The organism is Pseudomonas veronii (genome assembly GCF_001439695.1).
Lineage (GTDB): Bacteria > Pseudomonadota > Gammaproteobacteria > Pseudomonadales > Pseudomonadaceae > Aquipseudomonas > Aquipseudomonas veronii.
Genome location: NZ_JYLL01000028.1, coordinates 41,814 through 65,674, shown reverse-complemented (window position 1 = coordinate 65,674; position 23,861 = coordinate 41,814). Strand labels below are relative to the sequence as shown.

Here is a 23,861-nt window from a genome sequence, read left to right as displayed (position 1 = left end):
AAACCTCTACAGGGGAATGCATGATGAATATAACCATACCTAACTATGAAATTTTGAATTTTGAAACGGAAAGCTTAATTATCTCTGATATGGGTGTTTCAAAGGTGCACTCGCAACCGCTGCTGAAAGCACTTCGGCAGCTTAAACTGTCGAGTGTTATGACCAAGGACGATGTGGACGAGGTACTTTCTGAAAATGGTCTGGAGGCCAACAGTGCGTTTGAATTTTTGAAGGGGATCATTCCTTTTGGCGCTGTTGAGGAATTATATTTTGAAAAGACAGTGGTTGTGCACTCTTTGGGGAGGAAAGGCTTTTTTGAGGATGTTTTTAGGCAGGAGTTTTCTGGGGTTTTAGAGTTCAAAGAGTTTTCAAACGACGTCGTTGAGTTCGTTAGAGGCGGCAGATGTTTTGTGGTGTTGATATGTTATGGTTATGAATATGATTCTATAAAGAAGCTACATTTTGATTTGGCGAAAGCTTCGCCACAAAGTGCTATTAGCGTTTGTTGGCCGATGGGTGGTTTTTTTTGTATAGGACAGCCATATATTGCAGAAATCGGAAACCCTTGCCATTTTTGCACCGTTGACAGGCTGGTCAATAATGAGTCTGTTACGCATTCTAAAAATAACTGGGCAAGCGTTCTGGCATTTTGTAAAGGAAAGCATGTCAGTGTGCCTTTCAAGGCATTAAGTCTTTATCAAGAATTGATTGTGATCGGTGCTATAGTCAGGAACGTTAAGTTTTTTACTGATGTTGGCATGGTGCGCAAGTATCAGGATAATATTCTGTATGCGACATACCTCCAGTTAAGTGATGGTAGGATTTTTGAAGAGCCGAACTCGCACTGGTATATGTGTGATTGTTTGGGGGCGGAAATATGAAAAAAGTCCCGCATGATTATTATCTCAGGTTTATAGATGCGTCGGTCTATGAAGAGGTACTTGAATTTCATAGTAAGGGTAATTTTACTCTCCATAAGGCATTTCAACATCACACCAGCTTGCATTTTCTGGATGAGGGGCATCTTGCACAATTAACAGGGAACGAATTGGTTCTCTATCCTGACATGGATTTGACGGTTGAACTAAAGCTCTCCGATGAACACAGGAAAGGGCTGCTATGCCGAAATGAGTCTTGTGAGAGATTTGTGCCAGGAGAGTTGGAGTTTGCAGATGTCGAAAAGTTGGTTAGTCCATTGCTATCAATGAATACGGAATCTTACAAGAGGGGCTATCCAAGTGGTGGGGCGCTTTACCCGGCCGAAGTTTTTCTTTGTTCTCTTTCTAATGAATGTAGTACCTGGCCGGGTGCGGGAAAGATTCTGCATTTACTTCCAAAGTCTAGAAGGTTTGAAGTGATGCAGGTTGAGACTGATCTTGAAAAACTCAAAGCGGCCATCCTGACTCCACCCAATGATATTGGCAGCCCCAGTTTGGCTCTGATTTACGTTGCCTATATGCCGAAGAACTTGTTCAAGTACCGGTATCGTGGCTACCGAATGGCGCTGATGGAAATTGGCTCAATTTACATGCTGGTGGAACTCCAAGCTAAATCTCTGGGACTGGCATGCCGACTCTGGTCTGCGTATACAGATTCTATGCTTTGTAAGGTGCTAGGGTTGAATCCAGCCCTGTTCTTTCCTATGTGTGTTCATTTTATAGGCAGGCAGCATGAAAGTTATTAATTTAATGCAGAAGCCAGACCTGCCTGGTTCATTGCTGTTTCAGCCCGCAGGATTGCTCGCGTTACCACACTCTGTAGAAGTATCTGATGCGCTATCGGTAAATGGGTCCGGCGTGGGTGGAGGTTCGAATTCAATCAAAACTGCCTTAGGTGAATATTTTGAACGTCGTCATTTTTATAGAGAAATTCTTTCGAGTAAGTATGGTTTTCTCAGTGAGTCATTGACGGGCGCAGAAGTTAATAGCTTTGCCCGTGCGTTTATTCAGACGGCATCTAGAAAGGTTTCTATTAGGGAGGTTGAGGAGCATAAGTTTACTTTAAGTAAGGTTGTGAGAGCTCTAGATTTCTCTATGTGCTTGATTCCCACAGTCTGTATTTCTCTTTCTTCATATGGTCTTGATGATGATAATTTTATTTATCCGCTGAGAGATACCTGTGGGTGCAGTTTCCATTGGTGCCCCAATTTAGCTTTTTTAGGCGCCGTGAAGGAGTATCTTGAGCGGCAATTCCTTGTAAGGTTTTGGTTGACGAAAAAATGTCGCTCCGTAGTGTCCACTGATCGAGCGTTAGAGCTATTGTCGCGCAAAAAAATAAGGCACTTATATCATGCTCTTATTTCTGCGGGTGAGATCTCGGCGTTTGATATTTCTGATGCTAGATTTCCGGGTGTTTGCATATTGGTTGTGTATGGCCAAAGCAAGGAAAATCATCATGTGAATTATTGCGCAGGAATGTCCTATTCGGCGACGGTTAGTGATGCGCTTGAAAAATCAATACTGGAGCTTTGGCAAACTTATCGATTTATGGATTTGTTTAAGTCTGTTGATTCTGATGAGAAACGGATTGAGGACTATTATTTACGATATTTTTTAGAATGTAATTTATATAAAACGTATCAGGAAATTATTGATGTTCAGGTTGTTGCTGACGGAAAGAGGTCGGTATCGCCGGTGGAGTTTACGTTGTCCGGTTTTTTGTCTGCGTTAAATGAACAGGGTGTTTTAGGTTATTTTTATGTAAGGCGTTCGATGGTTAATGGTATCGGCTGTGTTTTTAGTAAATATGTTTCGCCTGATCTTTTTCTTCATATGAATAACTCGCAAAATATAAATTTGAGCAATAAGTACTCCAAGGAATTTGCGGGCGCGATACTGCAGTCACGCTTGGAGAAAATGGTGCCGTTTCCCTGAGGTGAGTGATGAAATACTACCCTTTGTATAAGCCGTTTTTGTTGGCGGGACTATTTATTAAAGAGCAGTTAAAGGAGCCCGTCGCCCTGTTTTGGATTGTTATATCTCCTGCGGTAACTTTCTATTTGATAAGCTATGCTAGGGCGGGTGGTGGCGAAGTGCCTAAAAGTTATCTGGATAGTACCTCGTGGTTTTATGCGTTCGTATCGTCGAGTGTTGCTCTCTTTGGCTTGGCTTTTTATATAGTGGGGAGAAGAGAGAGTGGCTTTCTAAGGTCTTTCGTATATACCTGGCGTACAAAGGCTGTCTTTCTTGTCGGGCAATTTTTTGCCTATTCTGTTATGTCAATTGTCTATTGCTCAGCTTTTTATGTGTTTACGCGAAATTACTTTGGTGTGATGGAGGTGGCTGAGTTTCTTACTGTTCTTGCAAGGTTCTATATATGCTTTCTCCTGTTTTCCATTCCCTCGCTTCTGTTGACGTTGATTCCGATAGGCTTTCAAAATGCCAACACGCTGTTCTCTATATTGTCTTTCCTGATGCTGGCACTCGGAATTGTCGGTATGAATTCGTCTCACCCGCTATTTGAAGTGATTAGGTTTCTCAATCCGATGTGGTGGGCTAATCGGATTATATTGGTCGGTGTCGCTGAATGTTTACTCCTTGTTATAGTGGTTATGTGTTTTTTTATTCTTTCATTTTTGACAACCTTACGTTTTTTGCGCATTAACCCAGTTTGGAGTCGTTATTGATGAAGCGGCTTGTCGTAAAATCACTTGGTATCAAGTACGCGCGTCATGTCGTGTTTGAAAACGCGTCATTGACGATCGAGGCTGGATCGATCTCAGGCCTGTTAGGACCTAATGGTTCTGGTAAAACGACTTTTTTTGATGCGGTGTGTCGTCTGAAAAAAATAAACTCCGGTGAGATATCTAATTCGTTCTCAAGGCTGCTTTATCTATCGCAAATCATTGCTACGCCGCCGGTGCTGCGTATGTTTGATGTTTTTAAGATGATGATGCTATTTTGCTCCGATACAAAGGTCACACAAAAGCACGCGCTGGAAAAAATTGAGAAATGGAGTCCGGGGATAGCTGAACGCTATTGTGAAATATGGAAGAAAAAATCGTCCCTTTGCAGTTACGGAGAAAAGCGATGGTTTTTTACATTATCCCTACTCTCCGTTAACGCAGATCTGGTGATACTGGATGAGCCCACCGCAGGTGTCGACCCTGAGTTTCGTTATCACATCTGGAAATGCCTGGAGGGGGCTGCTGCAGAAGGTGTCGCTGTTTTAGTTTCATCGCATAACGTCGATGAGATCGTTGCTCACTGCGATGACTTTTACATGCTGAGTCAGCAGCGTTTCAACCGCTTCACTGATGCGCAGGGTTTCATGAACGCATATGGTGCATCCAGTTTGGATGAGGCATTTATTCATGCGGCGAGCCTGCCAAAAGGTTAAAGGCAGGCATTCGTTAAGCTCGGTTATTTCCTCATCGGGATAAACGCCACGCTCCCCCCCGCACGCTGGTGAAACAGCCGCTCGCCATTGTCAGGCTGGGTGGTGATCACCTGATGATCCGCGCCCAGGTAGGCCAGGGGCGTGGGATCGTCCTTGGAGTACTGCGCGATGATAATCGTGTGTTGCGGATCGAAGCGGCGGCCGCTGGTGTGTTCCAGCCAGGTCATGAACGCAGCGCTGTCGCCCTGGCGGGGGAAGTCCTGGGTTTCGGCGACGTAGTAGAACGGCTGACCGCCGTTTTGCAGGTACATCGGCAGTTTGTTATCGACTTCCACCAGCACCATTTGCCATTGGTTCCATGGCGCGGTCTTCTCGGCTTGAGCTTGCACGTCCTCGACGAAACGCGTCACGCCGCCGTTGCCGTTGGTCCACGGGTACACCACGCCGAGCACCAGCAGCATCAGTGCGGCGGCAATGCCAAAGCCTTTCTGCCAGCGCGGCCAGCTGGCGGTTTTTTTCGCCAGCCGTTCGCTCAGCCACCAGGCTCCCAGCAACTGGGCAAATGGCACCAGCGGCAGCACGTAGTAACTGCGGCGGCTGCCGCTGGCGGTGAAGAACACGAACAGCAGGCCCAGGCCCCATACCAGCCAGCGCACGTTGGGCGGGGTCTGGCGCCAATGCCGCACGGCCAGCCACAGGCCGAGCAACCAGCACGGTGCCCAGGGCAGGGTGTAGGCGGGCAGGTAGATCAGATAGGTGTAGATCGGCCCCATATGGTCGAAGGGGTCGAAGAAACGCACGACGTTTTCGCGGAATACCAGGGCCAGGCCGCTTTCGCCGTAGGTCGGCGCTCCGTAGAAGTGCGACAGCACGAAGGGGATGGCATAGCACCCGGCGGCAATCAACAGGGCCAGCACCAGGCGCAGGTTGAGGTGACGTTTGTAGCGGTGCTCGCTGAGCAGATGCGGCAGCAGCACCAGGCCCGGCAGCACAAAACCGATCAAACCCTTGAACAGCGAGGTCGCGGCCAACAGCAGGAAAAACACCGTGTAGCGCCACAGCCGTGTGTCATCCGGCCCGCGCCAGTACCACCACACCGCCGCCAGCACACCGCACACCGTGAGCACATCCGCCGTGGCCACGCGCGCCCAGAACAGAAAGTAGAAGGTGGTGGCGAGCATCCACCCGGCAATCAGCCCGGTGCCTTTGCGAAACAGGCGCTCGCCGATCAGGTACACCAGCCAGATGCTCAACCATGCGGCAATCACCGACGACAGGCGCAGCGACCACGGCCCCAGGCCGCCCATCAGGTTGGCGAACCCGCTGATCAGCCAGTAGGAGGGCAAAGGCTTATCGTAATACGGCGTGCCTTTGAGGTAGGGATCGAAGTAGTCACCGCTTTGCAGCATCTGCACGACGATGTTCGCCCAACGGGTTTCGGGCCCCCACAGGTCGCGACTGCCCAGGCCCAGCAGCAGGAGCAGGGCCGACACGCCCAGCAATAGCAGCAGGGCGCCACGTTCGGTTTTCCAGACACTCATGGACGGTTCCTAGGGGAGTTTTGGATAAATAGTGAGCACCAGGTCGCCCTTGCGATAGCGCTTGCCGCCGGGTGGCAGTTGCCCTTCCTCAAGGTGTTCGCTGGTGCTCCTGACGCGCATCAGCACCCCGACCGCGCCTTGGCGGCGGGCTTCGGCCAGCCACGACTGGACGTCATCCAGCCCGACCTTGCGCTGTACGGTATCTGGGTATTGCAGGCCATATTGCAGCTCGCCTTCGGTGTCATAAAACGCGACATCCGACCGGTTCAGGCGCCACGCCAGCGCCGATGCCGAGCCTAACTCGTTGCTCAGCAGTGCTTGGGTTTGCTGCAGTTCATCCAGGTGTTCAAGCACGAACTGATCGGGCATTTCGTTATTCGATATCCGCGCCGGCATACCCGCTGGCAGGAGTAGTACCAGCAAGCCGATGCCCAGGACCGGCGTCGCCCAGAGTGTCAGCGGGCGAAAGGCTTGCAGCAGGTTGGTCAGCACCCAGCCCAGCAGCACAATGAAGGTCAACGACAGGCTGAACATCTCCGCGTGGCTGTTGCCGTACAGCGGGTCGCCGATCTGCAGATAGATCAACGTCACCATCGCGGCCATGCCGAGCACGAAGTTGAGCAGGCCGTTGATGCAGATCGCGCGGGTTTTGCCCTGCTGCATCACATCGATCAAGGCATGCCCCATCAACAACGCCAGCGGTAACAGGCACGGCATGATGTAGGTCGGCAGCTTGCCGCTGCTCAGGCTGAAGAAGCCCAGCGGCAGCAGCATCCACAGGGCGAGAAAGGCCGTCGCCGGTTGGCGCTTTTCTTTCCAGGTCTTGTGCAGTGTGGTTGGTAGCAACCCCGCCCAGGGCAGGCACGCGACGACCATGATCGGCAGGAAGAACCACCACGGCCGCGCATGTTGTGCAGTGCCCGAAGCAAAACGGCGGATGTGCTCGTGCCAGAAGAAGAAATTCCAGTAGTCAGGCTCCTGCACATGGATCGCCCACACCCACGGCAGGCACACCAGGACTGCCACGACGATCGCCAGCGGGCCGTACCGCAGCAACTCACCCAGGCGCCGCTGCCAGAGCATATAAGGCACCGCAATCAGTACCGGCAGCAGCCACGCGAGGAAGCCCTTGGTCATGAAGCCCATCGCGCAGGCGAGCCCCAGCACGGCCCAAGCGCCGAGTCGGGCTCGCGGGGTACGGCTGTCGAGGGCAAACCACAGCGCCACCAGGCTGAGGTTGACCCAGAAGGTGAACTGCGGATCAAGATTGGAGTAGCCGGCTTGCCCCGCCACCAGGCCGAAGCTCAAGTAGAGCAGGGCGCAGGCGAAGCTTTTGCGCGGGTCGTTCCACAGGCGGCGGGCGATCAGGTAGGCCAGCAGCACGCTCAGGCCGCTGGTCAACGCCGAGGCGATCCGCACACCGAACAGGTTCTGGCCGAACACCGCCTGACCGAGGGCGATCAGCCAGTAGCCGGCGGCGGGTTTTTCAAAATAACGCACGCCCATGAAATGCGGTGCGGTCCAATTGCCGCTCATGAGCATTTCCTGGCTGATCTGGGCGTAGCGGGTTTCATCGGGTATCCATAGACCGTGCAGGCCCAGGGGTAGGAGATAAAACGCGACGAAGGCCAGTAGCAGTAAGGGAAGGGGTTTGAATCGGGTCATGCGAACGTCGCTCCTTGACGTTTAAGTGTAGGAAAAGGATGTAAGGAAATAGTGCGATAAAATGTCACAGTGTTCACTAATGGGCTGAAAGTATTCATGACGTCCTTAACTAACAGGCGCAGTTAAACATGCCAGAAGTTGGCTGTCGTTTGGCTGAACATCTGCCTCTTGTGTAGGTAAAAGTGTCTAAAGTTGCTTGAGCGCCTCTGGCCAGTCTTCGCTGTTTATAATGCCCACGGCCTTGAGCTTGCCGTTGCCCAGCACCTTGACGAATAACGCGCTGCCGTATTCGGTGGATTTGGCGTGAGGATAGCCGAGGTCCCGTTCGATGTCGCTGATGCAGGCGCTGTGGGTAATCAGCATAAAGTTGTGCCCGGGTTGCTTGTGGCTGAGGATTTCCTCACCCATGGCATCGCCGCAGATCGATAGCTGGCTTGGCGACAGTTCGGTCTTGCCAAACATGAACAGCGAGGTCTGGGCAGTGCGGGTGGTCGGGCTGCTGAACACGTCTGTACCCTCCATGCCCAGTATTTTGAAGGCTTTGCCGATTTCGACGGCCTGTTGGGTGCCTTTGATCGTCAGGCCATCGGCGGGGCCGAAGCAAGGATTGGAGGAACGGTCGCAGCGTTCTTCATGGCGGACCAGCACCACCAGATTGCCGTCGCGCCAATTGGCCAGCAGGCCTGACGTCAGCAGGCGATTGGCCGTACTCAGGTCCGGTGGCGATACAGGCCAGGCCAGCAAACCTGCCAGCAATGTGCCGCACAGGGCGAGCGCTGCCGTGCCCAGCCAGAGTTTTTTCAGGCGTTTTGCCCGAGCTTGATACGAACGCGGTTTGGTCAGGGTCAGGTTAACCACACTATTCACCGTGGGATGTCAGGCAGCTTTTTATTAGTCAGGCACAACCGTTTGACTGTGCCCGTAGTGGAGCAAGAGCCTGTCATACGGTTGCTGTCTTTTTGCTGAAAACTGGAGCGTTAAAAGTTATGTGTGCCGACAACTAATAAGTTGAGCGTTATTGGCGCTTGTTCGGCACTTTATTCGGTGGTCGGTAGGTAACCGGTGAAATGTATGTGAAAAATTTGCGTGGCGAGGGCGGTCAGCCGTTATCCTCGATTGCAGTCCATTGGCGAGCGAGCGTTCCCATGTTGCAGGTGCAAGGTGTCCATAAATGCTACGTCACTGCGCAGGGCCCGCTGACGGTATTGGCCGGGGTTGATCTGCACTTGGCGGAGGGTGGCAGCCTGGCGCTGATGGGCGAGTCCGGCAGCGGGAAAAGCACGCTGCTGCACCTGGTGGCCGGCTTGGATCGTGTCGACGGCGGCAGTATCCGCGTGGGTGAGCAGCGTCTGGATCAGATGAGCGAGCGGCAGTTGGCCGATTGGCGGCGCACTGAGATCGGCCTGGTGTTCCAGCAGTTCAACCTGATCGGCAGCTTGCGCGTCGACGACAACCTGGCGTTCCAGGCGCGCCTGGCGGGGCGCTTTGATCCGCACTGGCAAGCGCAGTTGGTCGAGCGTCTGGGCCTGGGGGATCTGCTCAAGCGCTACCCGGAACAACTCTCCGGCGGCCAGCAGCAACGGGTGGCGGTGGGGCGGGCGCTGGCGTCTCGACCCGGCTTGCTGCTGGCGGACGAACCGACGGGCAATCTGGATGAGGCCACCAGCGATGAAGTGCTGCAACTGCTGCTGGACCTGTTGCGCGACACCCCCACCAGCTTGTTGATGGTCACTCACAGCCCGCGCATTGCCGCACGGCTCGACCGGCAGGTGGTGTTGCACCGCGGCCACGTCCTGCCTGCGGACGTCGGCTGAGATGGCGGTGCTCTATTGGACTTTACGCGCGTTGCTCAGCCACTGGCGGCGCCACCCCGTGCAGTTTTTCAGTGTGCTGACCGGGCTGTGGCTGGCCACCGCGCTGCTGACCGGGGTGCAAGCGCTCAACAGCCAGGCGCGGGACAGCTACGCCCGAGCCAGTCAGTTGATCGGCGGCGAACCCCAGGCCAGCCTCAGCATGCCCGACGGTGCCAGCTTCCCCCAGGCGCTGTTTGCCCAGTTGCGCCGCGCCGGCTGGCCGGTGTCGCCGGTGGTGCAAGGGCGGGTGCAGCTCAAGGGGCATGAGGACCGGCGCCTGCAATTGATGGGCATCGATCCGGTGTCGCTGCCCGGCAGCGGCGCGGTGGCGGGGCAGCGCTTGAGCCAGGCGCAAATGGTCGCGTTCTTCGACCCGCCGGGGCGCACCTGGATCGCCCCACACACCTTGCAGGCACTGGGGTTGCAGGCCGGTGAACGGCCGCTGACGGCCAGCGGGCAAGCCTTGCCGCCGTTGCAGGTTCAAGCGGACATGGCCCCCGGCCTGTTGCTGACCGACATCGGTTTTGCCCAACCGTTGCTGGACATGCCGGGGCGCCTGTCGCGGTTGTTGCTCGACACATCGTTCGCCGCCACCCATCCCACGCCGCCGGCCGGACTGCAACTCAAACAGGCGCAGGACAATAACCTCGCGCGCCTCACCGAAAGCTTTCACCTGAACCTGGATGCGCTGGGTTTTTTATCCTTTGTGGTCGGGCTGTTTATCGTCCATGCCGCCATCGGCCTGGCCCTGGAACAGCGGCGCGGGCTGCTGCGCACCTTGCGTGCTTGCGGGGTCAGCGGGCGGATGTTGCTCCTCGGCCTGGGCATGGAACTGGGCGCCCTGGCCCTGCTTGGCGGTGTGCTCGGTGTCGCCAGCGGCTATGTGCTCGCCAGTGTCTTGCTGCCGGATGTGGCCGCCAGCCTGCGCGGCCTGTACGGCGCTGAAGTGCCGGGGCAGTTGAGCCTCAGCCCGTGGTGGTGGCTCGCCGGGTTGGGCCTGAGCCTGCTCGGGGCGTTGCTCGCCGGGGCCGGCAGTGTGTGGCGCGCGGCGCGCTTGCCGTTGCTGGCGCTGGCCAACCCCCAGGCCTGGCATGAGGCCCATGGGCGCTGGTTGCGGCGTCAGGGCCGGGTGGCGAGTGCGGCGTTGCTGATCGCACTGTTGGCGCTATGGTGGGGCAACAGTCTGGCTGCCGGATTTGTGCTGATGGCGGCCTTGCTGCTCGGTGCCGCGTTGGGGCTGCCGGTGCTGCTCAATGCGCTGTTGAAAGCGCTGCTGGGACGCAGCCGCTCGGTGCTCGGGCAGTGGTTTCTCGCCGACTGCCGCCAACAGTTGCCGGCCTTGAGCCTGGCGCTGATGGCGTTGCTGTTGGCGCTGGCGGCCAACATCGGCGCGGGTTCCATGACCTCGGGTTTTCGCCTGACCTTCAGCAATTGGCTGGAACAACGCCTCACCGCCGAGCTGTACCTCAACCCAAGCACCCCGGCCCAGGCCGACCGGTTGAATACCTGGCTCACGCAACAACCGCTGGTGCAGGCGGTGCTGCCCACCTGGCAGGTCGCCGTGCAATTACAGGGCTGGCCGGCGGATGTGTTTGGCGTGGTCGACGCGCCGACCTATCGCCAGCATTGGCCGTTGCTCGAAGCCGTGAGCGCGCCGTGGGACCAGTTGCTGCGCAGTGACACGCTGATGCTCAGCGAGCAACTGGCGCGGCGCTTGAATGTGCAAGTGGGCGACGCCGTCAACATCCCCACGCCCGACGGTGTGTGGTCGCCCCAGGTGGTGGGGATCTACGCCGACTATGGCAACCCCAAGGGCCACGTGCTGGTCAATGCACAGCACCTGTTGGCGCATTGGCCGACGCTGTCGCCGGCTCGCTTCAACCTGCGCGTACTGCCGCAAAACGTGGCGCCGCTGGTGCATGAGGTGCAGCGCGAGTTCACCCTGGACGACAGCCGTATCGTTGACCAACAGACCCTCAAGGGCTGGTCAAGCCAAGTGTTCGAACGCACCTTTGCCGCCACCGCCGCCTTGAACAGCCTGACGCTGGGCGTGGCGGGCGTGGCGCTGTTCATCAGCCTGCTGACCCAGAGCCAAAGCCGCCTCGGCCAACTCGCCCCGCTGTGGGCATTGGGCGTGACGCGCCGGCAATTGATGCTGCTCAACCTGGGACAGACCTGGCTGCTCGCGGTGCTGACGCTGCTGCTGGCGTTGCCCTTGGGGTTGCTGTTGGCGTGGTGCCTGGATGCGGTGATCAATGTGCAGGCATTTGGCTGGCGCCTGCCGTTGCATGTTTTTCCCTGGCAGCTGGCGCAACTACTGGGGCTGGCGTTGCTGGCCACGTTGCTGGCGTCGGCATGGCCGTTGTGGCAGTTGTACCGCAGTCGCCCGGCGGATTTGTTGAGGACGTTTGCCCATGAAGATTAAGGCGCTGCTGTGCCTCGCTCTGTTGCTGGTGAGCGGCTGTGACAAAGCCCCCGCGCCCGAGGAAAGTTTCGCCGGCCTGGGCAGTGATGCGGCGGATTTTGCCCAGGTGGCGCCCGGCAAGGTCTTCGCTTTTCCCGAGGACCACGGCCCTCACGCCGGTTTTCGCATCGAGTGGTGGTACGTCACCGCCAACCTGCAAGACGCCCAGGGCCATGTGTTCGGCGTGCAATGGACCTTGTTTCGCAATGCCCTCAAGGCCGGGCCGACGCAACCGGGCTGGCACGACTCAACGATCTGGCTCGGCCACGCCGCCGTCACCTCGGCCACCCGGCACTACGCCGTCGAGCGCTACGCCCGTGGCGGCGTCGGCCAGGCCGGGGCCCAGGCCGCGCCGTTCAGTGCGTGGATCGATGACTGGAGCTTCGCCACCCGCCCAGGCGCCGCCGGCCCTTTGGCGGACATGCAGCTCAAGGCCAGCGGTCCGCAATTCGCCTACGACTTGCAACTGACGTCCAGTCGCCCGTTGGTGCTGCAAGGTGACAACGGCTACAGCCGCAAGTCCGACCAAGGCCAGGCCTCGTACTACTACAGCCAGCCGTTTTTCACCGCCAACGGCAGCGTCAGCCTCGACGGCAAGGTCTACCAGGTCACGGGCCCGGCCTGGCTCGACCGCGAGTGGAGCAGCCAACCCCTGGCCGCCGGCCAGACCGGCTGGGACTGGTTTTCCCTGCACCTGGACCGTGGCGAGCAGTTGATGCTGTTTCGCGTAAGGCAAAAGGACGGCACGGGTTATCTCACCGGCACCTGGATCGACCGCGAGGGCCATACCCAAACCCTGCACAACGCCGATATCCAACTTACGCCACTGGCCAGCACTGACATCGACGGGCGAAGTATCCCCACACGCTGGTCGCTGAAAATTCCCGGCAAGCAGTTGGATATCACCACCGATGCCGTCAACCCGAAGGCCTGGATGAACCTGAATATTCCGTACTGGGAAGGACCGGTGCAGTTTGAAGGCGGGGTTGGGTATCTGGAGATGACCGGGTATTAGCACTTTTCTGTAGGTGCTTATCGTCTTCTGCGTAGGCAACTTCCCAAATGTGATTTAGCCCCCTCGGACTTGTGCCGGGGCGGTGTTTGCTTGCTTATATTTCGACGCCAACTTCATCGCATCAAGGATGTAAGGCATGGCGCGGGGATACATCAACGACAAGCCAATCAGCTACAGCAGTTTGAAAACCTGGCTGATGGGCCACGGCATGAGCCGCCAGCACTCTGACCATTTTGATGTGTTGAATCATCACCTGCGCCGCGGGTGGGTGATACCGGGGCGGATGGTGATTGTTCCAGACACCGAGAGCGTCAGTTGCTCCTGGAATGAATCCTGGTGGGTGCGTTATGCCGAGGAAATTGATCGCAACCTGGAGCTGGACGCTGCGGCTGCACAGACGATGATCGATAACTACGACCTGCTGCAGAGCCTTCTGACGTATGGCTCGATAGGTATCGGCAGTGCGACATCGGCGTGGTCGCGGCACCTGGATGAAGTCGTGAACACATTGGAGGAAATCGAGCGTCTGCATCAACGCCTGAAAGCCGGCGGGTTGGATCGCCAGGCGTTTATCCGCCAGCGCCAAGTGCTGCTGGCGCTGCTGGGCACGCAACTGCGTGGTGCCGCACGATTTGGCACGGGATTGCGCGGCAATCAATCGCTGAAGAAGGTGCTGGGGATTTCAACCAAAAGCTATCTGAATAAGGGCGAGATCGCCGGGTATGCACAGCGCTTGAAGGCGATTTCGCAGACGTCGAAGTGGTTGGGCAAGGGCACTTATGTTGGGCTGGCGCTGGATGTGGGCGCAGCGGGTTTGGAGATCAAGGAGGCGTGTATGGTGGGGCGGGAGGCGCAGTGTCGGCGGGCGAAGTATGTGGAGATGGGGAGGTTGGCGGGTGGGGTGGCAGGAGCATCCTGGCTCACTGCGGCGGGTGCTGTTGCTACGCGTCGCGCCTGTACGATTTTTTTGGGTATTGCAACTAAAGGCCCCGGAGCACTGACGTGTGGAATTATCGGCGGCGCCGGGGGAGGGTATATAGGAGGAAATGCAGGGGGGGATACCGGTGCATTTCTGGGCGGCAAGATTATAGAGATCGATGGTGATTTGATCTTTCAACCCGAGGGGGCCTGACTATGGATCTTTTTCTCGTCTTTAGTATTTTACTGTTTATAGGCGCTCTGGTTGGCGTGGGACTTATGTTATACGCAGAGTGCAAAAAGCTCGAAGTGTTGGAAAGCTACTTCAGTGAAAACAAGCTGGTTTGCGATAACAAACGTTTTTGGGGAAGAAATATGCGGATCGACAGGTTTCAGCGCATGCTCCTGATCAATCAATTGTTAGGAATGCCCAAACTGCATGTAAAGAGGGGCGATGTGACTGAGGCAGAGCTGGCTTCAATCCCGATATCCCTTAAGCGTTGGGCACTTTGGCCGTATCGTCTTTCTTTTATTTGGCTGATCGCATCAGTCGTTTGGAGCATTTGGTACCGATGGTAGCTCACCTGTCCTCACCGCCACCTGGATGAACCTGAGTATTCCGTACTGGAAGGGTCGGTGAGGTTTAAGGGCTCTGGAGATGACCAGGTATTAGCACTTTTCTGTAGGCGCCGATCTTCTTCTGTGTAGGCAACTTCCTAAATGTGATTGAGCCCCCTAGGGCTTGTGTCCGGACAGTATTCGATTGCCTATATTTTGACGCCAACTTCATTGGTGATTTGATATTCCAGCCAGAGGGGGCTTAACCATGGATTTTTTTCTCGTTTATTCCATTGTGTTGTTTGTTGGGATGTCTGTCGTCTTGGGACTGCTGCTATTTGCCGAATATACAAAACTCGACGAGTTGGAAAGTTACTTCAGTGAAAACGAAGAAGTTCGCAACAACAAGCGCTTTTGGCGACGAAACCAGTGGATCGACAGACAATATCGCATGATGCTGATTTTTGAATACCTTGCAGACTCTAAACGCCATGTGAAAGCCGGTCTTGTGACCGAAGCCGAACTGGCGTCTGTTCCTTTAGCGCTCAAACGTTGGGTGTTGTGGCCCTATTACCTTGCGTTCATTTGGGCCATCGCAACGGTGGTTTGGTCGGTTTGGCGCAGGTGGTGCAACGTCATCATCTGAAAGGCACTGCATTCCTTTCAAAAAATACTGTACATATATACAGTAATATCCTACAGTCCATCCCAGGTGACCGGATGTCACCTGACCTTCAGTTTTTAACTATGGATGGATAAAAAATGAAATCGAAAAAAAACCTTATGCTGGGTGCAGCCATGGCGGCCTCCTGCTTCGTTTCGGCCTTCGCCCTGGCCGAGCAATACCCTCACCTGGCTGCGCAAGCGCTTCAACCCAACGTCAAACAGGCGTTGAAATCCGGTGCAAAAATCGCCGCCAACAAGGCTCCCACGGCGCTGAAACAGCAACTGCGGGCAGACGCTCAGTCGAAGAAAGCGGTATTCGTCGCGAAGGCCGAGGCCGATTCGGTGGTGGAAGACAACACCGCGCCGGCCCCCGTCACCCAAGTACAGAAAGCCACTGCCAAACAGGCTGCTGCAGTGCAGGCGGCGCTGGTTCAGGGTTGTGAAACCACGCTGGATGTCAACGCGCTCTATACGATCACCGGCGTGCAAACCGGCGATTTGCTGTGCTACCACTTCAACCTGCCGAAGAAGGCCCGGATCAACGCTCTGCTGGTCAGCCAGACGGCGGGCACCGACATGTCGTTGACCTTGTTCCAGGACGACGGCCAGGGCAATCCGCTGCCCTTGGGCACCTCCAATAACCCGGGCACCGCTGATGAGAGCCTTGGCGGCGTGGTGCCGGCCGGTGATTACTACTGGTTCATGGAAGCCAACGCGGCGGTCCAGGGGTCGGGCTTTCAGTTCGGTGTGGCGGTCGATACCAACCTCGACGCCTTCGAACCCAATGACACGCCGGACACCGCCTTCAAACTGCCTGACACGCTGAACTACATCAGTGGCAATGCCGACAGTCTCGATGACGTTGATTACTTCGACTTCACCGCAGTACGTGGCCAGAGCGTGGGGATCGCATTGACTGCCGACGCTGCCAGCGGCAGCGCGCGAGGCAAATGGATACTGGAGCGTTTCGATGGCGCGCAGTGGGTCACCGTGGGCGCGAATGTGCTATCGACCTCGATCCCGAGCCCTGGCGTCGGAGGGGTGGTCAAAGTGCGCGTGCGTCCGAACCAGCACCCGAACGAACCGTGGAGCGCGACGGGCAAATACAACCTGTCGCTGGGTTCCAGCCCGCGGGTGAACAGCCCTGATGTGAAAGGCGAGGCGAATGTGTTGCGCATCCCGTCCTCCGCTTCCAATGTGGGCTATGGCTACATGACCACCCAAGCCTATCGCGATCTGACTTGGACCATGGGCCTGTCGGACAGCACCGGTGCGCCGCTGGTAGGGCTGCATCCGATTGTGTATCTCGATCAGCATATCAACCCGGACACCGGCAATATCGTCTACAAGGCCTACTCGGCGGCCACCGACAGCTCGGGTCAAGCCGGCGGCACGATCAACGTGGGCACGTGCTCCGGTGATTTCCAGACCACCTTTGTCGATTATGCCCAGGGCTACAAAAACACCTGGCGCAGCGACTTTAACTACGGCGTGTGGCGCATGGAGGTACTGGAGTATCCGGGCATCGGTGTCGGTGGTGACAATGTCGAGTACGTCAGTTTTGGCCACTTGTGCAAACAGACGCTGCTCAGCAGCACCAAGAGCTGATGCAGTAAACCGGTAGTACCCAGGGCATACAGGCCGAGCGCCTGTATGCCCTTTTTGCATTATGGCGTCAGCGCCAGTTTCAACGGCACGCGTGCCATGCTCTCGGGCGGTGGAGAATGTGCGAGTTTTGGTCCAATAGGCGAACCCGCGCTAGGACGGGCTCAGGCGTGAACATTCAAATCAGCGGGTCCCAGCGTTGCGACCAGTCGCTTTCCGCCTTGACCACACCGCGCAGCAACTCCAGCGCCTGCTGCAACACGGCCGAATCCCGCGCCCGTGAGTACACCAGGAACGTCGGGAAGCTGAACTCCGGCGCCTTGGGCGCGCGTTGCATCACGCCGCTGTCGAGGTAGCTTTGCACCACTCGGGTACGGAAATACCCGGCACCGCCGTTCTCCAGAATGTACTGCAGCGCCAAGGGCCCGAGGTTGAAACTCAGCGCAGCGCGGGCCTTGTCGGGCAGCGCGGCGTCATGCTGCTGGCGAAACCCCGGGCCCCAGTCGATATACACATACGGGCCCGGCTTGCTCACCAGTTGCACCAGGATCAGCTTTTCTTCCAGCACCTGCTCCACCTGCAAACCCGGCCAGTACTGCGGCTGGAACACCAGCGCGGCGTCGAGCACACCCAGTTCCAATTGGCGCAGCAGGTATTCGCCCTCACGGATTTCCGTGCGCAGCGCATAGCCTGGGATATGTTCGCGCAAGGCCTGGGCCCAGCCGAGCATCAACGGGTTACACAGGCTGACCTCACCGCCGATATGCAGCACATTGCGATAGCCCTCGGGCAATGGCAGGTCGCGGCGCGCGGCTTCCCAGGTTTGCAGCAACTGGTTGGCGTACACCACAAAGGCCTCGCCGTCGGCGGTCAGCCGCGCACCGGCGCGGTTGCGCACAAACAGCGTGCTGTCCAGCTGGCTTTCGAGGTTCTTCACGCGTGCGGTGATGGCGGTCTGGGTGACGTGCAGTTTCTCGGCCGCCGCGGCCAGGCTGCCGCAGCGGGTGATTTCGAGGAAAGTGCGTGCCAGTTCGATGTCCATGAAGCCCCCGGGGATGATTGGGGGCCTATTGTAGTGGAATGCGCTCAAAAACTGTGGGAGGGGGCTTGCTCCCGATGGGGGTGTGCCAGAACCCGATCAGTCAACTGACACACTGCAATCGGGAGCAAGCCCCTCGCACCGTTGGGTTGGATCTACGCTGCTCCGGTGATCGGGGCTGGCAGGGGGGCGGTAGGGAATGCCTTTGCATATGCCTGGCAAACCCGCAACACCGTCTCATCGGCAAACCGCGCCGCCACCACGTGCAACCCCACCGGCAAGCCATTCGCCGCCAACCCGCACGGCACCGACGCTGCCGGTTGCTGGGTCAGGTTGAAGGGGTAGGTGAACGGTGTCCACTCCATCCATTCCTGCATCCCGGAGCCTGGCGGCACGTTGTGCCCGGCCTCGAACGCGGTGATCGGCATCATCGGCGACACCAGCACATCGTAGTGTTCATGGAATGCCGCCATCCGCGCCACCAGGGCTGCCCGTGCTTCCAGGGCCGCGCTGAAATCGTCCAGGCTCAGGCCCTCACCGCGTTGCGCGATACGCAGCAGGCCGGGGTCGAGCAGCTGCTTTTGCGCCTCGCTCATCGGGCCGGTCAGGCGGGCCGCGCCGGCCGCCCACAAGGTGTTGAACACCTCCTGCGGGTCGCTGAAACCCGGGTCGATCTGTTCGACATGGGCGCCCAACTGCACCAGGCCCGCCACAGCCCGGGCGACCACTTTGGCCACCTGCGGGTCGACATCGACGTAGCCGAAGGTGGGGCTGTAGGCAATGCGCAGGCCCTTCAAATCCACGGTCTCCGACAACCAGGGCGCGGTCCTTGGCGCGCCGATCAAGCCGTCTCGCGCATCCGGTTGTGCGACGGTTTGCAGCATCAAGACGCTGTCTTCCACGGTGCGGGTCATCGGCCCCAGGTGCGACAGGATCGTCATCGAACTGGCCGGCCACTGCGGCACATAGCCGAAGGTCGGCTTGATCCCGAAGGTGCCGGTAAACGCACAGGGAATGCGGATCGAGCCGCCGGCATCGCTGCCTTGGTGCAACACCCCCAGGTTCAGCGCAGCCGCCGCGCCCGCGCCGCCGGAGGAACCGCCGGTGGTCATGCGCGTGTCCCACGGGTTGCGGGTGATGCCGTACAGCGGGTTGTCGGTGACGCCTTTCCAGCCGAATTCCGGGGTGGTGGTCTTGCCCAGCAGCACCGCACCGGCCTTGCGCATAAACGCCGGGAAGGGCGCGTCCACGTCCCACGGGCCCTCGGCCGAAGAGGTGCGCGAGCCCTTGCGCGTGGGCATGCCGAGGGTCAGCGTGAGGTCCTTGATCGACGCCGGTACGCCATCCAGCGCACCGCAGGGTGCGCCTTTCAACCAGCGCGCTTGCGAGGCGCGTGCGGCGTTGAGTGCGCCCTCGGCATCGACATGGCAATAGGCATTGACCAGCGGGTTATAGCGCTCGATGCGCAACAGCGCGTCTTCGGTGACTTCCACCGGCGACAAGCTCTTGTCACGAAAATGCTGCAGCAGTTGCACCGCCGTCAGTTGGCCGATCTCACTCATGCCTGATCCCCCTGTGCCGCATTGACCATGGCGCGCAGCAACACCGCGCAACCTGCCGCCAGATCATCTGGTGCGGCGTTCTCGATTTCGTTGTGGCTGATGCCGCCTTCGCATGGCACAAAAATCATCCCGGCCGGGCCCAGTTCGGCGACGAAAATCGCGTCGTGCCCGGCGCCGCTGACGATGTCCATATGGCTCAGGCCCAAGGCGTCGGCGGCGTCGCGCACGGCGTTGACGCAGGCCGGGTGGAAGTCCAGCGGCGGGAAGTCGGCGGTAGCGGTCAACTCGAACGTCAGGCCGTGGCGTGCGGCGCTGGCTTCGATCACGCTGCGCACTTCATCGACCATGGCCTGCAGCTTGTCGGCATGCAGATGGCGCAGGTCGATGGTCATCTGGACCTGGCCCGGAATCACATTGCGCGAGCCGGGGCGCAGGCTCAGGCAGCCGACCGTGCCGCAGGCGTGGGGTTGCTGTTGATGTGCGATGCGGTTGACCGCGCTGACCACCTCGGCGGCGCCGACCAGGGCGTCCTTGCGCAGGTGCATCGGCGTCGGGCCGGCGTGGGCTTCGACGCCGGTGAGGGTCAGGTCGAACCACTTCTGGCCCAGGCAGCCCATCACCACGCCGATGGTGGTGGCGCGGTCTTCCAGCACCGGGCCTTGTTCGATATGCGCCTCGAAATACGCACCGACTGGATGGCCGAGCACCGCACGCGAACCGGCATAACCGATGCGCCGCAATTCCGCGCCCACCGACAGGCCCTGGTCGTCCTGCTTGTCCAAGGTGTCCTGCAAGTCGAACTTCCCGGCGAACACCCCGGACCCCATCATGCACGGCGGGAAGCGCGAGCCTTCTTCATTGGTCCATACCACCACCTCGATCGGCGCTTCGGTCTCGATCTTCAAATCATTGAGGGTGCGGATCACTTCCAGGCCGGCCATCACCCCGAAGCAACCGTCGAACTTGCCGCCGGTGGGCTGGGTGTCGATGTGGCTGCCGGTCATCACCGGCGGCAGGGCGGGATTGCGCCCTGGGCGCCGGGCAAAAATATTGCCGATGGCGTCGACGCTGACACTGCACCCGGCCGCCTCGCACCACTGCACGAACAGGTCGCGGGCCTGGCGGTCGAGGTCGGTGAGGGCCAGGCGGCACACGCCGCCTTTGACGGTGGCGCCGAGTCGGGCCAGGTCCATCAGCGATTGCCACAGACGGTCGCGGTTGATCAGCGGGGCGTTGCTCTGGAGCGGTTGTGCAAAGCTATTCATCTTCGAACTCCGGTCAGGCACTCAGGGCCAGGTAGCGGTTCTTGATCGTCGGGTCGGCGCGGAAGGCTTGCGCGCTGCCCTCGTACACCACGCGGCCCTGTTCGAGCACGTAATGGCGGTCGGCGAGCTTGTCGCAGACCATCAGGTTCTGTTCCACCAGCAGCACCGGCAGGCCGTCGTCCTTGACCTTGCGCAGGATCTTCACCAACTCGTCGACGATCACCGGGGCCAGGCCTTCGGTGGGTTCGTCGAGGATCAGCAGCTTGGGATCGTTGAGCAGGGCGCGGGCGATGGCGAGCATCTGTTGCTCGCCGCCGGAGAGCGCGTGGCCGGCGTTTTTGCGTCGCTCCTTGAGGCGCGGGAACATGCCGTAGACGTCTTCGAGTTGCCAGCGGCTGCTCTTGCGCGCGGCGATGCGCAGGTTTTCCTCGACGGTGAGCAGGCGGAAGATCCCGCGGTTCTCCGGCACCAACGCCAACCCCTGGCGTGCGATTTCAAAGATCTTCTGGCCCACCAGCGCCTGGCCGTTGAAGTGGATCTGGCCCTGGCGCGGGCAGATGATGCCGAGGATGCTGCGCAGCGTGGTGGTCTTGCCGGCGCCGTTGCGGCCGAGCAGGGTCACCAGTTCGCCGGGGTTGACGGTCAGCGACACGCCTTCGAGCACGTGGCTCTTGTCGTAGTAGGAATGGATATTCTCGACGATCAGCATCAGGCAGCCTCCCCAAGATAAGCCGTTCGCACACGTTCATCGGCGCGCACGAACTCCGGCGTGCCTTCCACCAGGATCTGGCCGTGGCTCATCACCGTGATGCGCTGGCTGATGGACATGACGATGCTCATGTTGTGTTCGATCAGCAGCACCGTGTGGTCGCGGCCCAGGTCGCTGATCAGTTGAGTCATGATCGGGATGTCATCGATGCCCATGCCCGAGGTGGGCTCGTCGAGCATCAACAGTTTCGGCTTGGAACAGATCGACATGCCCACCTCCAGCACCCGTTGCTGGCCATGGGACAACTCGCCGGCCAGGGTCGCGGCGCGGGCCGTGAGTTGCAGGCGTTCGAGCACCTGGTCGGCCATCTCCAGGTGTTCGCGCTTGCTCTCGACCCGACGCCAGAAATTCAAGGCACGCGCACCGTCGCGACCTTGGGCGGCCAGGCGCAGGTTTTCGCGCACGCTGAGGTTCTGGAACAGGCTGGTGAGCTGGAACGAACGCGCCATACCGAGGCCGACGCGGGCGTGGGCCGGTTTGCGCATCAGTGGCTGGCCGTCGAAATGGATCGCCCCGGCGGTGGCCTGGCGTTCGCCGGTCAGGCAGTGGAACAGGCTGGTTTTGCCCGCGCCGTTGGGGCCGATGATGGTGTGGATGGTGCCGGCCGCGACCTTCAGGTTGACGCCGTTGACCGCATGGAACGCGCCATAGGCCAGCTCCAGGTTCTTGGTTTCCAACAGGATGCTCATAGCCCTTGCTCCTTGGCGACGACGACGGCCTTGCGGCGGCCGCGCACTTTCTCGAACAGCGACGCCAGGCCGCCCCACAAACCACCGCGCATGAAGATCACCACCAGGATCAGGATCACCCCCAGCAGCATCAGCCAGCGCGGCCACAGGTCGGAGAGGAAATCCCCCAGCAGCACGATGGAACCGGCGCCCAGCAACGAACCGAACAGCGAGCCGGTGCCGCCGACGATGGTCATGATCAGGATGTTCTCGGACATCGCCAGGTCGATATTCGACAGCGGCACAAAGTGCAGCAACATGGCGTACAGCGCCCCGGCAATCCCGGTGACCGCGCCGGACAGCACGAACACCAGGATCTTGAAGTGGCGCGTGTCATAGCCGATGGCCGAGGCACGGGTTTCGTTTTCGCGGATCGCCATCAGCGTGCTGCCGAATGGCGAGGCGATGACGCGGCGTGCGCCGATAAAGATCAGCAGGAACAGCACCGCGACAAAACCGTAGAACGCGCGGGCGTCGGCCAACGACAGCAACACGCTGTCGCCGATGCGGATCTCCGGGCGCGGCACGCTGAGCAGGCCGTTGTCGCCGCCGGTCCAGTCGCTCAGGGTGTAGGCGACGAAATACGCCATCTGGCTGAACGCGAGCGTCAGCATGACGAAGTAGATGCCGGTGCGGCGGATCGCCAGGGCACCCACCAGCAGCGCCAGAAAGCCGCCGGCCACGGCAGCGCCGAGCAGCGCGCTGAACAGACCCAGTTGCAGGTGAATCATCAGCAGCGCCGCGCAGTACGCACCGGCCCCAAAGAAGATGCCTTGGCCGAACGACAACAGCCCGGTGTAGCCGAGCAACAGGTTGCAGGCCAGGGCGGCCATGGCAAAGATCAGAATCTCGCTGGCCAGGGTCGCCGAGGGCAGGACCAGCGGCAGGCCGATCAGCACTGCCAGCACCCACAGCAACATCGCTTTGGATTGGGTCTTGGCGAACGGCAGGGGATTTTTCTCGCTCATGTCAGGCTCTCCCGAACAGGCCGTAGGGGCGGACCAGAATCACCACGGCCATCGCGCCGTAGATCATCAGGCTCGCACCCTGGGGCCAGAGTGTGGTCATCAGGCTTTGCACCACGCCCACCAGCAAACCGCCGACCAGCGCACCGCTGAACGAGCCCATGCCGCCGATGACGACAACCACAAAGGCGATCCCGAGAATTTCCGGTCCGACAAAGGGCTGGGCACCGCGCAACGGCGCGAACAGTACGCCGGCCATGCCGGCCAGGCCGACGCCGAGGGCAAAGGTCATGGAGAACAGGCGGAAGATATTCGTGCCCAGCAGCGACACGGTTTCGGTGCTCTCGCTGCCGGCGCGCACCAGTGCGCCGAAGCGCGTGCGTTCCAGCAGCAGCCACAGGCCCAGGCCCACCAGCCCGGAAAATACGATGAGGAACAGGCGGTAATAGGGATAGACGAAATCGCCCAGCACCAGCACCCCGCGCAGCAGTTCCGGCACGGCGACGCTTTTGCCCACCGGGCCCCAGATCATCACGCTGGCTTCCTGGATGATCAGCGCGATCCCCAGCGTCACCAGGATCTGGAACATGTGCGGCAAGTGATAAATCCGCTGGATCAGCAAGCGCTCGATCACCCACGCCAGCGCGGCCACCACCAGCGGTGCCAGCAGCAGCGCCAGCCAGAAGCTGCCGGTGAGGCTCACGGCGGTGTAGCAGATGTAGGCGCCCAGCAGGAAGAACGCACCGTGGGCGAAGTTGACGAAGTTGAGCAGGCCGAAAATGATCGTCAGCCCGACCGCGATCAGGAAGTAGATCATCCCCAGGCCAAGGCCATTGAGTATCTGGAACAGGTAAAGATTGAGCATGCAGGAACCCTCGGCAGGAAGCCGCTCGCGCGGCCCTGCGGTGCA

General features: G+C 58.8%; 22 protein-coding genes. 12 read left to right on the top strand and 10 right to left on the bottom strand.

The genetic code is table 11. From position 1 onward, the window contains the following. Positions 1–20 precede the first annotated feature (20 nt). The 5 genes from TU80_RS24905 to TU80_RS24885 are packed head-to-tail and all read left to right on the top strand — an operon-like array spanning position 21 to position 4,338. A complete protein-coding gene (locus TU80_RS24905; RefSeq protein WP_234427198.1) occupies positions 21–881 on the top strand; it encodes an McbB family protein in 861 nt (286 codons plus the stop codon). Next, complete coding sequence (locus TU80_RS24900; protein WP_046490599.1) at positions 878–1,684, top strand: SagB/ThcOx family dehydrogenase; 807 nt, start codon at positions 878–880, stop codon at positions 1,682–1,684. The genes TU80_RS24905 and TU80_RS24900 overlap by 4 nt, the downstream gene beginning before the upstream one ends. Continuing rightward, a complete protein-coding gene (locus TU80_RS32020) occupies positions 1,671–2,873 on the top strand; it encodes a YcaO-like family protein (RefSeq protein ID WP_169796395.1) in 1,203 nt (400 codons plus the stop codon). The genes TU80_RS24900 and TU80_RS32020 overlap by 14 nt, the downstream gene beginning before the upstream one ends. Positions 2,874–2,881: 8 nt before the next feature. Continuing rightward, a complete protein-coding gene (locus tag TU80_RS24890) occupies positions 2,882–3,625 on the top strand; it encodes a hypothetical protein (protein ID WP_057005617.1) in 744 nt (247 codons plus the stop codon). Next, entirely contained in the window at positions 3,625–4,338 is a 714-nt protein-coding gene (locus tag TU80_RS24885; protein WP_017847537.1) for an AAA family ATPase, read from the top strand. The genes TU80_RS24890 and TU80_RS24885 overlap by 1 nt, the downstream gene beginning before the upstream one ends. Positions 4,339–4,361: 23 nt before the next feature. Here the strand turns inward: TU80_RS24885 and TU80_RS24880 are convergent, their stop codons facing one another. The 3 genes from TU80_RS24880 to pmrG all read right to left on the bottom strand — a co-directional run bounded on the left by TU80_RS24880 (position 4,362) and on the right by pmrG (position 8,411). Continuing rightward, positions 4,362–5,879 (bottom strand): ArnT family glycosyltransferase, encoded by a 1,518-nt coding sequence (locus TU80_RS24880; protein ID WP_046382776.1) that lies wholly within the window; start codon positions 5,877–5,879, stop codon positions 4,362–4,364. Positions 5,880–5,888: 9 nt separating this feature from the next. Further along, positions 5,889–7,544, bottom strand: coding sequence for a lipid IV(A) 4-amino-4-deoxy-L-arabinosyltransferase (gene arnT / locus TU80_RS24875; protein WP_057005616.1), 1,656 nt, complete (start codon positions 7,542–7,544; stop codon positions 5,889–5,891). Positions 7,545–7,730: 186 nt separating this feature from the next. Further along, positions 7,731–8,411: a lipopolysaccharide core heptose(II)-phosphate phosphatase PmrG gene (gene pmrG / locus TU80_RS24870; RefSeq protein ID WP_057005615.1), complete on the bottom strand. Its 681-nt coding sequence runs from the start codon at positions 8,409–8,411 to the stop codon at positions 7,731–7,733. A gap of 278 nt (positions 8,412–8,689) precedes the next feature. Between pmrG and TU80_RS24865 the strand changes: the two genes are divergently transcribed. The 7 genes from TU80_RS24865 (at position 8,690) to TU80_RS24835 (ending at position 16,626) form a co-directional block, all read left to right on the top strand. Continuing rightward, a complete protein-coding gene (locus TU80_RS24865; RefSeq protein ID WP_057005614.1) occupies positions 8,690–9,358 on the top strand; it encodes an ABC transporter ATP-binding protein in 669 nt (222 codons plus the stop codon). Position 9,359: 1 nt separating this feature from the next. Then, positions 9,360–11,822, top strand: coding sequence for an ABC transporter permease (locus TU80_RS24860; RefSeq protein ID WP_057005613.1), 2,463 nt, complete (start codon positions 9,360–9,362; stop codon positions 11,820–11,822). Further along, positions 11,812–12,876: a lipocalin-like domain-containing protein gene (locus TU80_RS24855; protein WP_057005612.1), complete on the top strand. Its 1,065-nt coding sequence runs from the start codon at positions 11,812–11,814 to the stop codon at positions 12,874–12,876. Before TU80_RS24860 ends, TU80_RS24855 begins: the two co-directional genes overlap by 11 nt. 136 nt (positions 12,877–13,012) lie before the next feature. After that, positions 13,013–14,008: a hypothetical protein gene (locus tag TU80_RS24850; RefSeq protein WP_057005611.1), complete on the top strand. Its 996-nt coding sequence runs from the start codon at positions 13,013–13,015 to the stop codon at positions 14,006–14,008. A gap of 2 nt (positions 14,009–14,010) precedes the next feature. Further along, on the top strand, positions 14,011–14,373 hold the full coding sequence (locus TU80_RS24845) for a hypothetical protein (RefSeq protein WP_057005610.1): 363 nt from the start codon (positions 14,011–14,013) through the stop codon (positions 14,371–14,373). A gap of 247 nt (positions 14,374–14,620) precedes the next feature. After that, positions 14,621–14,998 carry a hypothetical protein gene (locus tag TU80_RS24840; protein WP_057005609.1) on the top strand — a complete coding sequence of 126 codons (378 nt, stop codon included), beginning with the start codon at positions 14,621–14,623 and terminating at the stop codon, positions 14,996–14,998. 116 nt (positions 14,999–15,114) lie between these two features. After that, positions 15,115–16,626, top strand: coding sequence for a hypothetical protein (locus TU80_RS24835; RefSeq protein ID WP_057005608.1), 1,512 nt, complete (start codon positions 15,115–15,117; stop codon positions 16,624–16,626). Between the two features lie 175 nt (positions 16,627–16,801). On the opposite strand, the gene TU80_RS24830 is transcribed toward TU80_RS24835, so the two are convergent. From TU80_RS24830 to TU80_RS24800, 7 genes are all read right to left on the bottom strand, one after another. After that, entirely contained in the window at positions 16,802–17,665 is an 864-nt protein-coding gene (locus tag TU80_RS24830; RefSeq protein ID WP_017847522.1) for a LysR family transcriptional regulator, read from the bottom strand. 152 nt (positions 17,666–17,817) lie between these two features. After that, the gene (locus TU80_RS24825; protein ID WP_057005607.1) at positions 17,818–19,224 is read right to left on the bottom strand and encodes an amidase; all 1,407 of its coding nucleotides are present in this window, start codon (positions 19,222–19,224) and stop codon (positions 17,818–17,820) included. Then, positions 19,221–20,489, bottom strand: coding sequence for a Zn-dependent hydrolase (locus tag TU80_RS24820; RefSeq protein ID WP_046382790.1), 1,269 nt, complete (start codon positions 20,487–20,489; stop codon positions 19,221–19,223). Before TU80_RS24820 ends, TU80_RS24825 begins: the two co-directional genes overlap by 4 nt. A 13-nt stretch (positions 20,490–20,502) precedes the next feature. Continuing rightward, positions 20,503–21,198: an ABC transporter ATP-binding protein gene (locus TU80_RS24815; protein ID WP_017847519.1), complete on the bottom strand. Its 696-nt coding sequence runs from the start codon at positions 21,196–21,198 to the stop codon at positions 20,503–20,505. After that, positions 21,198–21,947 carry an ABC transporter ATP-binding protein gene (locus tag TU80_RS24810; RefSeq protein WP_017847518.1) on the bottom strand — a complete coding sequence of 250 codons (750 nt, stop codon included), beginning with the start codon at positions 21,945–21,947 and terminating at the stop codon, positions 21,198–21,200. Before TU80_RS24810 ends, TU80_RS24815 begins: the two co-directional genes overlap by 1 nt. After that, positions 21,944–22,954 (bottom strand): branched-chain amino acid ABC transporter permease, encoded by a 1,011-nt coding sequence (locus TU80_RS24805; RefSeq protein ID WP_046382792.1) that lies wholly within the window; start codon positions 22,952–22,954, stop codon positions 21,944–21,946. Before TU80_RS24805 ends, TU80_RS24810 begins: the two co-directional genes overlap by 4 nt. A 1-nt stretch (position 22,955) precedes the next feature. Then, positions 22,956–23,816, bottom strand: coding sequence for a branched-chain amino acid ABC transporter permease (locus TU80_RS24800; protein ID WP_046382793.1), 861 nt, complete (start codon positions 23,814–23,816; stop codon positions 22,956–22,958). Positions 23,817–23,861: the final 45 nt, after the last annotated feature.

Coding starts and splice junctions, on each gene's coding strand:
- TU80_RS24855 (WP_057005612.1), top strand. CDS start 11,812: ATGAAGATTAAGGCGCTGCTGTGCCTCGCTCTGTTGCTGGTGAGCGGC.
- TU80_RS24865 (WP_057005614.1), top strand. CDS start 8,690: ATGTTGCAGGTGCAAGGTGTCCATAAATGCTACGTCACTGCGCAGGGC.
- TU80_RS24830 (WP_017847522.1), bottom strand. CDS start 17,665: ATGGACATCGAACTGGCACGCACTTTCCTCGAAATCACCCGCTGCGGC.
- TU80_RS24805 (WP_046382792.1), bottom strand. CDS start 22,954: ATGAGCGAGAAAAATCCCCTGCCGTTCGCCAAGACCCAATCCAAAGCG.
- TU80_RS24905 (WP_234427198.1), top strand. CDS start 21: ATGATGAATATAACCATACCTAACTATGAAATTTTGAATTTTGAAACG.
- TU80_RS24820 (WP_046382790.1), bottom strand. CDS start 20,489: ATGAATAGCTTTGCACAACCGCTCCAGAGCAACGCCCCGCTGATCAAC.
- TU80_RS24815 (WP_017847519.1), bottom strand. CDS start 21,198: ATGCTGATCGTCGAGAATATCCATTCCTACTACGACAAGAGCCACGTG.
- TU80_RS24825 (WP_057005607.1), bottom strand. CDS start 19,224: ATGAGTGAGATCGGCCAACTGACGGCGGTGCAACTGCTGCAGCATTTT.
- TU80_RS24850 (WP_057005611.1), top strand. CDS start 13,013: ATGGCGCGGGGATACATCAACGACAAGCCAATCAGCTACAGCAGTTTG.
- arnT (WP_057005616.1), bottom strand. CDS start 7,544: ATGACCCGATTCAAACCCCTTCCCTTACTGCTACTGGCCTTCGTCGCG.
- TU80_RS24860 (WP_057005613.1), top strand. CDS start 9,360: ATGGCGGTGCTCTATTGGACTTTACGCGCGTTGCTCAGCCACTGGCGG.
- TU80_RS24900 (WP_046490599.1), top strand. CDS start 878: ATGAAAAAAGTCCCGCATGATTATTATCTCAGGTTTATAGATGCGTCG.
- TU80_RS24835 (WP_057005608.1), top strand. CDS start 15,115: ATGAAATCGAAAAAAAACCTTATGCTGGGTGCAGCCATGGCGGCCTCC.
- TU80_RS24880 (WP_046382776.1), bottom strand. CDS start 5,879: ATGAGTGTCTGGAAAACCGAACGTGGCGCCCTGCTGCTATTGCTGGGC.
- TU80_RS24890 (WP_057005617.1), top strand. CDS start 2,882: ATGAAATACTACCCTTTGTATAAGCCGTTTTTGTTGGCGGGACTATTT.
- TU80_RS32020 (WP_169796395.1), top strand. CDS start 1,671: ATGAAAGTTATTAATTTAATGCAGAAGCCAGACCTGCCTGGTTCATTG.
- TU80_RS24840 (WP_057005609.1), top strand. CDS start 14,621: ATGGATTTTTTTCTCGTTTATTCCATTGTGTTGTTTGTTGGGATGTCT.
- TU80_RS24845 (WP_057005610.1), top strand. CDS start 14,011: ATGGATCTTTTTCTCGTCTTTAGTATTTTACTGTTTATAGGCGCTCTG.
- TU80_RS24800 (WP_046382793.1), bottom strand. CDS start 23,816: ATGCTCAATCTTTACCTGTTCCAGATACTCAATGGCCTTGGCCTGGGG.
- TU80_RS24810 (WP_017847518.1), bottom strand. CDS start 21,947: ATGAGCATCCTGTTGGAAACCAAGAACCTGGAGCTGGCCTATGGCGCG.
- TU80_RS24885 (WP_017847537.1), top strand. CDS start 3,625: ATGAAGCGGCTTGTCGTAAAATCACTTGGTATCAAGTACGCGCGTCAT.